The 12,721-nt window shown below is 73.0% G+C and carries 9 protein-coding genes; 5 read left to right on the top strand and 4 right to left on the bottom strand.

What is annotated here, in order from left to right:
- The first annotated feature begins 31 nt into the window (after positions 1-31).
- From Vgi01_RS01630 to Vgi01_RS01645, 4 genes are all read left to right on the top strand, one after another.
- On the top strand, positions 32-979 hold the full coding sequence (locus Vgi01_RS01630) for an ROK family glucokinase (RefSeq protein WP_102659506.1): 948 nt from the start codon (positions 32-34) through the stop codon (positions 977-979).
- A gap of 1 nt (position 980) precedes the next feature.
- Positions 981-1,691, top strand: coding sequence for an endonuclease/exonuclease/phosphatase family protein (locus Vgi01_RS01635; RefSeq protein WP_102659486.1), 711 nt, complete (start codon positions 981-983; stop codon positions 1,689-1,691).
- A gap of 93 nt (positions 1,692-1,784) precedes the next feature.
- Positions 1,785-3,191: a flavin-containing monooxygenase gene (locus tag Vgi01_RS01640; protein WP_102659487.1), complete on the top strand. Its 1,407-nt coding sequence runs from the start codon at positions 1,785-1,787 to the stop codon at positions 3,189-3,191.
- Between the two features lie 5 nt (positions 3,192-3,196).
- Entirely contained in the window at positions 3,197-4,021 is an 825-nt protein-coding gene (locus Vgi01_RS01645) for an alpha/beta hydrolase (protein ID WP_204289939.1), read from the top strand.
- A 110-nt stretch (positions 4,022-4,131) separates the two neighbouring features.
- On the opposite strand, the gene Vgi01_RS01650 is transcribed toward Vgi01_RS01645, so the two are convergent.
- The 3 genes from Vgi01_RS01650 to Vgi01_RS01660 form a co-directional block, all read right to left on the bottom strand.
- The gene (locus Vgi01_RS01650; RefSeq protein WP_204289940.1) at positions 4,132-5,544 is read right to left on the bottom strand and encodes an alpha,alpha-trehalose-phosphate synthase (UDP-forming); all 1,413 of its coding nucleotides are present in this window, start codon (positions 5,542-5,544) and stop codon (positions 4,132-4,134) included.
- A 176-nt stretch (positions 5,545-5,720) separates the two neighbouring features.
- Entirely contained in the window at positions 5,721-6,569 is an 849-nt protein-coding gene (locus tag Vgi01_RS01655; protein ID WP_102659509.1) for a DUF308 domain-containing protein, read from the bottom strand.
- 208 nt (positions 6,570-6,777) lie between these two features.
- Positions 6,778-8,199 (bottom strand): serine hydrolase domain-containing protein, encoded by a 1,422-nt coding sequence (locus Vgi01_RS01660; RefSeq protein ID WP_233196935.1) that lies wholly within the window; start codon positions 8,197-8,199, stop codon positions 6,778-6,780.
- 170 nt (positions 8,200-8,369) lie between these two features.
- Between Vgi01_RS01660 and Vgi01_RS01665 the strand changes: the two genes are divergently transcribed.
- Complete coding sequence (locus Vgi01_RS01665) at positions 8,370-9,071, top strand: lysophospholipid acyltransferase family protein (RefSeq protein ID WP_204289941.1); 702 nt, start codon at positions 8,370-8,372, stop codon at positions 9,069-9,071.
- A gap of 49 nt (positions 9,072-9,120) precedes the next feature.
- Here the strand turns inward: Vgi01_RS01665 and Vgi01_RS01670 are convergent, their stop codons facing one another.
- Entirely contained in the window at positions 9,121-12,690 is a 3,570-nt protein-coding gene (locus Vgi01_RS01670) for an ATP-binding protein (protein ID WP_204289942.1), read from the bottom strand.
- Between the last annotated feature and the right edge of the window lie 31 nt (positions 12,691-12,721).

Here is a 12,721-nt window from a genome sequence, read left to right on the forward strand (position 1 = left end):
GCGCGGGGCACAGCAGAGGGGAGTGGCAGCGGTGACGCTGACCATCGGAGTCGACGTGGGTGGCACGAAGGTGGCCGGTGGTGTCGTCGACGACACCGGCACGGTGCTGGTGCAGACCCGACGGGACACCCCCGCCGACGACGTGGGCAAGACCCGCGACGTCATCACCGAACTGGTCACCGAACTGGCCGCCGGGCACGACATCCAGGCGGTCGGCATCGGCGCGGCCGGGTGGATCGACGCCAGCCGCTCCACCGTGCTCTTCGCCCCGAACCTGGCCTGGCGGGACGAGCCGCTGCGGGCGTACGTCAGCGCGGCGGTCGGCCTGCCGGTGATCGTCGAGAACGACGGCAACGTGGCCGCCTGGGCGGAGTTCCGCTACGGCGCGGCCCGCAACGCCGACGACTCGATGGTCATGTTCACCATCGGCACCGGCGTCGGCGGTGGCATCGTGCTCGGCGGTGACCTGGTCCGGGGTGCCAACGGCATCGCCGCCGAACTGGGTCACATGCTCACCGTCCCGGACGGGCACCAGTGCGGCTGCGGTCGGCTCGGCTGCATCGAGCAGTACGCCAGCGGCAGCGCCCTGGTCCGCTTCGCCCGCGCTGCGGCCCGGCAGGAGCCGCAGCGGGCCACCGCGCTGCTGGAACTCGCCGACGGCGAGGCCGAGGCGATCACCGGCCCGATGGTGACCGCCGCGGCCAAGAGCGGCGACCCGGTCTCCGCCGAGGCGTTCGCCCAGGTCGGGCGCTGGCTCGGCACCAGCATGGCGGACATGGCGCAGATGCTCGACCCGCAGGTGCTTGTCGTCGGCGGTGGCGTCATCGACGCCGGCGAGCTGCTGATGGGCCCGACCCGGCGGTCGTACGCCGAGTCACTCGCCCAACGCAGCCGACTGCCGGTGGCCGAGATCCGCCCCGCGGAGCTGGGCAACGCCGCCGGGGTCATCGGCGCGGCAGACCTGGCCCGGCGGATCTGAGGTGACCGACGCCCACTCCGGCGTGCCGCTGCGCGTCGTGTCGTACAACGTGCACGGCCAGCGTGACGACGTCGCCGCGCTGGCCACGGTCGTCCGCCAGCTGGCACCCGACGTCCTGATCGTCCAGGAGGGGCCGCGCCGGTTCGGTTGGCGCGCGAAGTCGGCCACGCTGGCCGCCTCGTTCGGTCTCGTGGTCGCCGCCGGCGGGTTGCCGGCGCTGGGCAACCTGCTCCTGGTCAGCCTGCGGGTACGGGTGACCGGGGTGCGGCACCAACGCTTCCCGCTGACCCCCGGCCGGCACCTGCGCGGTGCCGCGTACGCCGACTGCGTGGTGGGGGGCCCGGCCCGCTTCACGGTGGCCGGCTCGCACCTGGCAACCGACCCGGTCGAGCGGCCCGACCAGGCGAAACTGTTCAAGCGGGAGTTGGACGTCGCGCCGTTGCCGGTGATCGCGGCGGCCGACCTCAACGAGGAACCGGGCGGCCCGGCCTGGCACACCGTCGCGCACGGACTGACCGACGCGGCGGTGGCGGCGGACCGGGCCGACCGGCTCACCTACTCCTGCGCCGACCCTCGGCGGCGCATCGACGGGGTCTTCGTGGACCCTCGGATCACCGTTGTCGACTACGACGTGCTGGACACCCCGCTGAGCCGCCGCGCCAGCGACCATTTTCCGATCGTCGTCGACCTGCTCCTACCCGTCGCGGACTGAGCTGCGGCGCTCGGACGGGCTGGACATACCGCGCGGATGTGGAGAGGATTTCGCGCGACCCGGCAGGCGTGCCGAGACGAAGGAGACCCCCCGGTGCCCACCCCCACCGAGCACGGCCGGCCCGATGCGGAGACGACCACACTGGCTCGCAGCCACGACGGTCGCCCGATCGCCGACCGGGGCGACACCGTCTGCGTCATCGGCGCCGGAGCCAGCGGCCTGACCGCCATCAAGAACCTCGCCGAGCACGGCTTCGGTGTCGACTGCTACGAGCGGGAGACCGGCATCGGCGGTGCCTGGAACTGGCGGCACGACCGCAGCCCGGTGTACGCCAGCACCCACCTGATCTCGTCGCGGCCGTTCACGCAGTTCCCCGACTTCCCGATGCCGGACGACTGGCCGGACTATCCGCACCACAGCCAGCTGCTGTCCTATTTCGAGCGCTACGCCGACCACTTCGACCTGCGCCGACACATCTGGTTCGGCACCGAGGTGGTGCGCATCGAGCCGGTCGACGGCGACCGGTGGGACGTCACCACCCGCAGCACCGGCGGCTACGGCCCCGAACGCACCTCCCGGTACGCCGCCGTGCTGATCGCCAACGGGCACAACTGGTCGCCGAAGCTGCCCCGCTACGACGGGTTGGAACAGTTCCGGGGCGAGGTCATGCACGCCTCGTCCTACAAGGACCCGGCGCAGCTGCGCGGCAAGCGGGTGCTGGTGGTGGGCGCCGGCAACACCGGCTGCGACATCGCCGTGGAGGCCGCCCAGCAGGCCTCACACTGCTGGCACTCCACCCGCCGGGGCTACTGGTACGCCCCCAAGTACGTCTTCGGTCGTCCGGCCGACCAGGTCAACGACACCCTGCTGGCGCTGCGGGTGCCGCTGCGAGCGCGCCAGTGGCTCTACCACCGCACGTTGCGGCTGACCGTCGGCGACCTGACCCGCTTCGGCCTGCCCGCACCGGACCACCGGGTGTACGAGACCCACCCGATCGCCAACAGCCAGCTGGTCTACCACGTCGGCCACGGCGCGATCACCCCGGTGCCGGACGTCGCGCGGCTGCATCCGCACTCGGTGGAGTTGACCGACGGTCGGCAGATCGACCCGGAGCTTGTCGTCTTCGCCACCGGCTACCTGCCGCGCTTCGAGTTCCTGGACGCGAAGATCCTCGGTGACGACGAGGGTGTGGGACGCCCCCGGTTGTGGCTCAACGCGTTCGTGCCGAACCATCCGACCCTCGCCGTCGCCGGCCTGCTCCAGCCGGACTCCGGCCTGTTCCCGCTGGTGCACTGGCAGGCGGTGCTGTTCGCCCGGCTGCTGCACACCCGCCTCACCCGCCCGGACCGGGCCGACGCCTTCGCGGGCCGGGTTTCGGCGGGCGCGGGCGAGCGCTACTCGGGACGGGTCAAGGACTCGACCCGGCACTGGTTCGAGGTCGGCCACGTCGACTACCTGCGCGCCCTGGAGCGTGCGCTGCGTGACCTGGAGGGCAAGTGACGCAGGTGAGCGAGCGGCCGCGGATCGTGCGCGGCTGGGAGTGGGCCCGTCCGGTACGGCCGGTACGGCGTGAGGTGCTCAGCGCCGCCCCCGAACTGGAGGAGGGGCACCCGCCGCTGTTGTTCGTACCCGGCTTCGGGCACGGCGCCTGGGCGTACGCCGAGCACTGGCTCGGGCACACCGCCTCCCGGGGATTTCCGGCGTACGCGGTGAGCCTGCGCGGGCACGGCGGCAGCGGCCCGGCGCCGGAGGCGGACCTGCGGGCGTACACGCACGACGTGGTCCAGGTGGCGGCGGGCCTGCCGCGCCAGGCGGTGCTGGTGGGGCACGGCGCCGGGGCGCTCGTGGTGGCGCACGCCCTGGCCCGCTACCCGGCCCGGGCGGCGGTGCTGGTGGCCCCGGTGTTCGGTGGCTGGGCGAGCCTGGGTGCGGCGCTGCGCCGCAACCCGTTCGGCACCCTGCCGGCGGTGTTCGGCGGCGGCCTGCGGCTGAGCCGCAGCCAGCTGTTCAGCCGGGAACTGCCCGAGGCCGAGGCCCGGCGGTACACCGCCCGGCTGGGTCGGGCCGCCCGGCGTGCCCAGTGGCAACTGCTCACCGGCGCCGACCCGGAACCGGCGGTGGGTCGCCCGCCGGTGCTGGTGCTGGGCAGCCCCGACGACCGGGTGGTGCCGGCGACGGCGCTGACCCGCGCCGCCCGGCGTTACGGCTCGGCCCCGCTGCTCTTTCCGGGCATGGGACACGACCTGATGCTGGACGCCCGGTGGCAGGAACCGATCGACGCCATCCTCGACTGGCTGCTCAAACACCCGGGCCGCGCCGGCCGGCCCTGATCGGGGTACCGGGGCCGTCGGGCCGGCCCTGACCGGGCCGACGGGCCGACCCGCGCAGTGGGGTCGGCCCGGTGCTCGCCCGCGCAGTGGGGTCGGCCCGGTGGCTCGGCTCAACCGCCGAGCCGGGTGAGCAGCAACCCGCTCTGATCCAGGGTGGACAGATAGGAGCGGGCCCAGGCGCGGATGTCGTGCTCCCGCAGGTACGCGCGCATGGCCTGCATCCGCGCCCGCACGTCGGCCGGCTCGGCGCGCAGCGCCGCGAGCAACCCCTGCTTGAGCCCTTCCAGGTCGTGCGGGTTGACCAGGTACGCCTGCGACAGTTCGGCGGCAGCCCCGGCGAACTCGCTGAGTAGCAGCGCACCGGCGTCGTCCACCCGGGCGGCCACGTACTCCTTGGCGACCAGGTTCATCCCGTCGCGCAGCGGGGTCACCGCCATCACGTCCGCGATCCGGTAGAGCGCGGCCAGTTCGGTCCGGTCGAACGGCTGGGTGAGGTAGTGGATCGCCGGTTCGCCCACCCGGCCGAACTCGCCGTTGATCCGTCCGACCTCGCGTTCGACCCGGTCGCGGAGGATCTGGTACTGACCGACCCGTTCCCGGCTGGGCACCGCCACCTGCACCAGCACCGTGTCGCGGACCTTGACGTGTCCACCTTCGAGCAATTCGCTGTACGCCTTGAGCCGCTGCTCGATGCCCTTGGTGTAGTCCATCCGGTCGACACTGAGGATGACCTGTTCCGGGCTGCCGAGGTCGTGCCGCAGCCGGCGCGCCCGGTCGGCCACCTCGGGCCGGTCGGCGAGCGCCGCCATCTCGGCGGTGTCGATGGAGACCGGAAAGGCTCCGATGCGGACGATCCGGTCCTCGACCGCGATCCGTCGGTCGGTGGCCGGCAGCCCGAGCACCTTGGTCACCAGTTGGGCGAAGTTGTGCGCGGCCTGAGCCCGCTGGAAACCGACCAGATCCGCGCCGAGCATCCCGTGCAGCAGTTCGGCCCGGCGCGGCAGCTGCATGAACAGCTCCGGCGGTGGGAACGGCACGTGCAGGAAGAAACCGATGCGCAGGTCGGGTCGCAGGGCACGGAGCAGGCCCGGCACCAGTTGCAGGTGGTAGTCCTGCACCCAGACCACCGCGCCCTGCTCGGCGACCTGGGCGGTGGCCTCGGCGAAGCGCTGGTTGACCCGCTGGTACGCGTCCCACCAGCGCCGGTGGTGCTCGGGTTGTTCCACCGCGTCGTGGTAGATCGGCCAGAGGGTCGCGTTCGCAAAGCCCTCGTAGTGATCGCGCAGGTCTTCGCTGCTCAACGGCACGGTGTGCATGCGTACCCCGTCGACGTCGGGCAGGGTGGGCGCGGGACCGGTCCCGCCGGCCCAACCGACCCAGGTCGCCGGGGTGTGTCTCAACAGGGGGTGCAGGGCGCTCACCAGGCCACCAGGACTGCGTCGCCACTCGCAGGCGCCATCGAGCGCCACGTTGTCGTTGATGGGGAGGCGGTTGGCTACCACCACGAGGGAGCTCTGTCGCATCTCGGGCATTCCGATCAGCAGGGGAGTGACCGCCACGAGAAAGGAACAACCGGGCAGTCGGAGGGTGACGTGACGTACTGTCGGTATTCCTACTGACAGTAAGTTACACCACTGTTACATCCCTCGGCGTAGGCGGTCTGCGTCCCGGTATCCGGGCGGCTTCCGGCTCGGCGGCCTCAGACGACCGCCCCGTCGTCGGGATCGCGTTCCTCGTCGCCCGGACGCAGCCGCCACACCAACGTGACGAAACCGGCGAGGATGCCGGTGAAACCGAGCAGCGTCACCACGCCCCGATCGGCGGGGACCAGGTCGGGGAAGAGGAACAGCACGAACCCGAGCAGAATGGCCAGCACACCGGCCACCGCGAACTTCGACACCCGGGGCAGCGGTGGGGGCGGGGGCGGCACGTAACGCTCGTCGGCGTCCGGGTCGTCGGGCAGGTCCGCGCCGAAGGTGTCCAGGCCCTCCAGCAGGGAAGGGCCGTCGCCGTCGCGTGGGCCACGGCCCACCGAGACACCGGAGATGTCCGCCGCGTACGGCAACCGGCGTACGCCGGTGGCGGTCGGTCCGGCCGGCTCGTCGGGGCCCGGCAGGGTCGCGGTCGTGGTGGTGCCCGCCCGGCCCGGCGGCTCGTCCACGTCCTCCGCGGCCGGCCACGGGTGCGCCCCGGCGCCCGGCGAGGAGTGGAACCCGGCGACGATCTGAGCCCATTCGGCGTCGATGTCCGGTTCCTCGTTGACCCGTCCCGAGGTGCCCTCGTCGGACAGTTGGTTGAGGTAGTCCCGGGCCGTGCTCAGGTGCGAGCGGTCCACGTAGAGCCGGTCGACCGGCCGAGGCGGGACGGTGGTGGTGCGGGTGACCGGATTCAGATCTGCCGACGGTTGCAGGTACGCGGCGATGCCGCCGGCCGCCAGCACGTCGAGCAGGTGCTCGCCGACGCGCGGATCGACGTCGCCGGCCACGGCGTACTCGTTCGCGTCGATCCCGTTGTCCCGCCGTCCCCGGCGGGCTCCACCCGCTGACACCCGGACCATCCTCCTCATCGCGCCGCCGGCGCGCCCCGCGTCCAGCCCCTGGGCGCCACCCACACGCCGTGCTCTGAATCGTGACACGTCCGGACCGGGTTCGGGGAGTGCCTTGTGGCGTGGGGTACCCGGGCGCGTCCCGCGCCGCTGGTCGACACGCGGCTCTTTGTCCTTTTGTGCGGCGGGTGCCAGGCAATCCGGCGGATGCTCAGGCGCAGAGGTTCGCCACCGCGACCCGGACCGGATCGGGGTTGGCCCAGCTCCAGTTGGGGTGCGCGCGGTTGGTGAGCAGAACGAGCACGATCCGGCGGCCGGGGTGCACGAGAAGCGAGGTGCCGGTGAAGCCGGTGTGTCCGAAGGTGCGACTGGTGGCGAGTTTGCCCATGAACCAGGGCTGGTGAAGCACCACCCCCAGGCCATGGTCGGAGGTGCGGTCGGGACGTTCGGCGTCGACGGCGGGCAGGCCGGCGTTGACGTTTGTCAGCATCTTCGCGGTGGTTTCCGCGGAGAGGATCCGGGTGCCGCGGTAGGTGCCGCCGTCCAGCAGGAGCTGCCCGATGACGGTGAGGTCGGCGGCGGTGGAGAAGATGCCGGCGTGTCCGGCGATCCCACCGAGATGGTTGGCGACGTCGTCGTGCACGGTGCCCCGCAGCAGTCCCCGGCTGGAGCGGGCGTCGGTGGCGACGAGTCGCGCGGCCTGGTCGGCGCTGCTGAGCCAGGTCTTGGGGTTGAAGCCGGTGTCGCGCAGGCCGAGCGGGCCGGTGATGCCGGACTTGAGCGCCTTGTCGAGCCGTTGACCGGTGACGTGCTCGACGAGTTGGGCGGCGACCATGAGACCGACGCTGGAGTAGCGGAAGACCGTGCCGGGGGTGGCGCCCTTGATCAGCGGGGTGGCCAGGACGGCGGCCCGCCGGGCGGCGTCGTCGGGCAGACCGGTGACCTTGGCGCCGACGGGCAGCCCGCTGGTGTGCGCCAGCAGCATGCCGACGGTGACCTTGCTCTTGCCGGCACCGGTGAAGCCGGGCAGATACTCCACGACGGGGGCGTCGAGGGCGATCCGGCCGGCGTCGACCTGCTGCAGGGTCAGGATGGCGGTGAACACCTTGGTCAGCGAGGCGGTGTCGAAGATCGAGTCGTGACGCATGGCGACCTGCTTCGACTCGGGCAGCAGCACCGGGCCGGCACCGTAGCGCAGCGCCTTGCCGACCACGGCCCGGGCGACGAGCTTGCCGTCGACCTGCACGGACGTCACCGCGCCGGCGTACGCGGGGTGGTTCGGGTTCTGTGCCGTGGGCTTCAGGTGCCGGGTCAGCTCCATCGCCAGGCCCCGGCTCAGCGGTGACGGCGTGCCGATGCCGGCCTGCCCGCTCAGGCTGCCGTCGGCCGCCGCCTCGGCCGAGCTGCCGGGTGCCGCGCCGAGCGCCTCGCCGGCCGCCGCCGAGGGCGTTCCCGTGGGCGGCGCACTCGACGCCCCGGCGCCGGGACGGTGCGTCGCGGCGGGGCCGGTGGGTGAGCCGGTGGCGGCAACGGCGTCCGGCGTGGACGGCGACACCGGCTGGCGGCAGCCGGCGACGGCAGCGGTGACCGCGGCCAGGCCGAGCCCGAGCACGGTACGGCGGTGCACAGACATGCGCCGCATCATGACAGGCGTTGATCGTCCGACAAAGCCCCTGCCCCTTGCCGGCGGCGCTGTGTCACGGTTTCTGAGTCTGCCCGGTAACCGTTGTGATCGGCGGGCCGGATTCGTAGGCTCGTGTCGCGACCGCGCCGTCGCGAACCACCGCCAAGGGAAGGACGCCGGTGCTGTACTGGCTGTTGAAGTACGTGATTCTCGGCCCACTGCTGAGACTCATCTTCCGGCCGCAGGTGGAGGGCCTGCACCACGTACCGGCCACCGGCCCGGTGATCCTGGCCAGCAACCACCTCTCCTTCTCCGACTCGATCTTCACCCCGTTGATCGTGCCCCGGAAGGTCACCTTCGTGGCCAAGGCGGAGTACTTCACCGGCAAGGGGATCAAGGGTGCGCTGACGAAGATGTTCTTCACCGGCACCGGCACCATCCCGGTGGACCGCTCCGGCGGCCAGGCGGCCCGCGCCGCCCTGGACACCCAGCTCAAGGTGCTGCGGGCCGGCGGCATCGCCGGCATCTACCCGGAGGGCACCCGCTCCCCGGACGGGCGGCTCTACCGGGGCAAGACCGGCGTGGCCCGGCTGGCGTTGGAGAGCGGCGCGCCGGTGGTGCCGGTGGTGATGCTCAACCTCGACAGGATCCAGCCGCCCGGCACGCTGCTGCCCAGAGTGGAACGGGTGCGCATCCGGTTCGGCCCGCCGCTGGACTTCTCCCGGTACGCCGGGCTGGCCGGTGACCGGTTCGTCGAGCGCGCGGTCACCGACGAGATCATGTACGAGCTGATGGAACTCTCCGGCCGTGAGTACGTCGACGTCTACGCCCAGAAGCTGAAGAACCCACCCGCCGCCCCCGCCGCCCCCGTCGCCGCCTGAGCCGCTTTCGGCACGCCGCCTCTCGGTTGTGCCGCCCGACGGTGGCGGGTCAGCCGGCGAGGGTCCGGGTCTCGCCGACGTCCGGTCGGGCCAGGGTGAGCAGGCCCGGTGCGGCGTTGCGGTGGGCGAAGGCCCGTACCTCGGCCAGCGGATCGGCGGCCCGCGCGTGCTCGCCCACCGTCTCCAGTTCCCGCACCGCGAACGTCAACGCCAGGATCCGGTCGGTGACGTCGGGAATGCCCGCGTAGAGCTCGGCGGCGGCCAGGTGCAGCTCTGCGGCGTGCCGGTGGTCGCCGTCGGCGCCGGCCAGCGCCCCGGTGACGGTCCGCAGCGCCGCCTCCGACCAGGGCGTACGGTGACCGACCTGATCCAGCATGCCGCGTACCCGAGCGGCGGACCTGCGGCCGGTGAGGGTGGCCGCCCAACTGGCGGCGGCGATCCACTCGCCGCTGGCCAGCGCCGGCACCGCCGTCCACGCCTGTGCCAACTCGTCGAGCAGGGACACCGCGCACTCGGTGCGCCCCTGCACCGCCCGGCACAGCGCGCCCATCGCCAGCATCGTCCAGTGCAGCCGGTGGAAGCCGCTGCGCCGGGCGGTCTCCAGCGCGGCAGCCACGTCGTCGCCCGCCGGCACCGCTGCCGGACCCGGGGCGGTCGACGAACCGGCGGCCGGCGGCACCGGCTGGCCACGCAGCACCAGCAGACACGACCGCAGCCCACGGACCTGCATGTCCCAGCTGCCGGTCGGGGTGTCCACGAACGCCTCGGCGGCGGCGAGCAGCCGATTGAAGTCCCCCTCGAACCAGGCCCGCATCGCCTCGCCCGAGTAGCTGGTGGTCAGCGTCTGCCCGCTCGCGGTGCGGGCCGGCGCAGCCGAGAGCAGGGCGTCGGAGCGCAGCCAGTCGCCCTCCTCCCGCACCGCGTACGCGAGGTTCTGGGTGGCCCGGGGCAACGCCAGCAGCTGCCGGCCCCGGCTGAACTCGACGATGGCGTACAACTCGTCCAGGCCGGAGCGGTCGCCGGCCTGGTAGCGGGCGGTGGCGGCGGTGATCCGGGCGTTGGTGCGGATCTCGGTCAAGCCGAGCCGCTCGCCGATCTCGGACGCGGTGTCGGCCGCTGCCACCGCCGCGTCGCGCTCGTAGTTGAGCATGTGCAGCCGACCCAGCTCGGCGTAGGCGTCCGCCTTCTGGGCGCTGTCCGGCAGCGGCTCGAACAGCCGTACCGCGTGGTCCAGGCAGGCCAGTGCGGCCTGCCGGTCGGCGCGCAGCCACGCCGCCTGACCGAGCAGCGTCCAGGCCCGCGCCGCGCACGCCTCGTCGCCGTGCGCCAGCAGCCGGTCGGCCAGCGTCTGCACCTGCTCGGAGCCGCCACCGGAGAGGAATGCGTTGCCGTCACGGTAGAACGAGATCTCCGTGCTCAACAGTTCCAGCTGGAGCCGGCCCACCGGGTCGGAGTCGTCGGCCAGCCCGAGGGCCCGACCCGCGTGCCCGGCGGCAGCGTCCAACCCGTGCAGGGCGTACGCCCGGCGGGCCGCCCGGTGCAGCGCGGCCCGTGCCGGGCCGGCGTACCGGGTGGTGTCCATGCCCAGCGACCGGGCGATCTCGTGTGCCGCCCAACGGTGATGAGCCAGCACCTCGGCCAGGTCGGTGTCCCGGCTCTGCGACAGCGTGTCCAGCCAGTCCGCCGTGCGTTCGTGCCGGGCCACCCGCTCGGTACGCGGCAACCGCTGGTAGCAGACGTCGCGCACCAGCACGTGCCGGAACCGGTACTCCGGCTGACCGGCCATGGTGGACGCACCCTGCTCGTGCACGAAGTCGCGTTGCTCCAGCCGGCGCAGCGCCCGCTCGACCGCCTCGACCGACTGCCCGACCGCCGCCGCCACCGCGCCCGGCCAGAACTGCACCCCGACCACGGCCGCCGCCAGCAGCACCGCCCGTTCCTTCGCGTCGAGCAGGTCGACCCGGTTGGCGATGACCGCGTGCACGCTCTCCGGCATCGGCAGGTCGAGATGCTTCTCCAGCGACCAGCCCCGCCCCGACTGGCGCAACGCGCCCTGCTCGATCAGCATCCGGACGTACTCGTGGGCGTAGAGCGGGTTGCCGCCGGCCACCTCGATCAGCGGGGTGAGCAGGTCGGCGGAGAAGGCGGCCTGGCCGAACATGTGCGCGTACAACGCGGCGATGCCGGTGTCGCGCAGCGGCGGCAGGGTGATCGTCACCGAGCCGGTGATCGTCCCCGCCCAGCTCGGGTCCCGGTCGACCAGCTCGGGACGGGCGGTGCAGAGCAGCAGCAGCGGCACGTCCCGGGCCGCCGCGCCGAGCAGTTCCACGAAGCGCAGCATCGCGTCGTCGGCCCAGTGCAGATCCTCGAAGACCAGCACGGTGGGGCGGCGGGCCGCCAGCGCCAACAGGAACCGCCGCCACGCCGACTCCGCCTCCTCGGCCGGCAGCGGGGTGCCCGCCAGGCCGACAAGCGGGCGCAGCGCGTCCGCGACCCGGTCCCGCTCGCCGGGGCCGACCAGCTCGCCGACGGCAGCGGCGAGCCGCTGCGCGGCGGTGCCGGCCGGGTCGGTGTCGAGGATGCCCGCCTCGGCCTTGACGATGTCGGCCAGCGCGGCGAACGTGACGTTCTCGCCGAACGGTGGGCAGCGCCCGATCCGCCAGGTCAATGGCTCGTCCACCAGCCGGTCGGTGTGCCGGTGCAGCTCCCGGACCAGCCGGCTCTTGCCGATGCCGGCCCGTCCGAAGACGGTCACCACCTGGGGTCGGCGGTCGCGCAGACTGCGGTGCAGGGCGTTGACAAGCATGCCCAGCTCATGTTCGCGGTCGATAAGCGGGGTGGCGTCCGGTTCCCGGTCGGCGGGCTGCTGGCGTACCGCGGCCAGGGCCAGCCACACCTCGGTGGGTGCGGAGCGCCCGCGCAGGGTGACCGGCGGCTGCTCCTCGTAGCGGATGGTGTCGCGGGTCAGCGCGTGCGTGGTGCCGTCGACGAGCACCCCGCCCGGCGGTGCCACGGACTGCAACCGGGAGGCGGTGTTGACCACGTCGCCGGCCACGATCGCCTGCCCACCGTCACGGGCGGCGGCCACGTCGACAAGCGCCTCGCCGGTGGCCACCCCCACCCGGAAGCGCAGCCCGTCGGTGCCGGTGGGCGTGAAACGGGTGAGCACCCGTTGCAGCTCCAGGCCGGCCCGTACGCACCGCAGCGCGTCGGTCTCGGTGGCCACCGGCGCGCCGAACAGTGCCATCACCGCGTCGCCGATGTACTTCTCGACCACCCCGCCGTACTGGCTGACCACCCGCCGGGCGGCGGAGAAGAACCCGGTCTGCATGCCCCGGACCAGCTCCGGGTCGGCCCGCTCGACGTACGGGGTGAAGTCGATCAGGTCGACGAAGAGCACGCTGACCCGGCGGCGGTCCTCCTGCGGGATCGCCGGGGCACGGTCGTTGCCGGCCCGGGGCGCGCCGCAGGAGGTGCAGAACGCCACGTCGGGCGCGAGCGGGCGCAGGCAGTGCGGGCAGACGGCACCGAGCTCCGCGCCGCAGCCACCGCAGAAGCGGTCTCCGTCGGCGGCGGTGCGTCCACAGCGATCACACTGAGTGGCGATGACACCCTCCACTGGTGAGCCCCGACGCGGGGCGCACGACCGA

It is taken from the genome of Micromonospora gifhornensis (assembly GCF_016863515.1).
Lineage (GTDB): Bacteria > Actinomycetota > Actinomycetes > Mycobacteriales > Micromonosporaceae > Micromonospora > Micromonospora gifhornensis.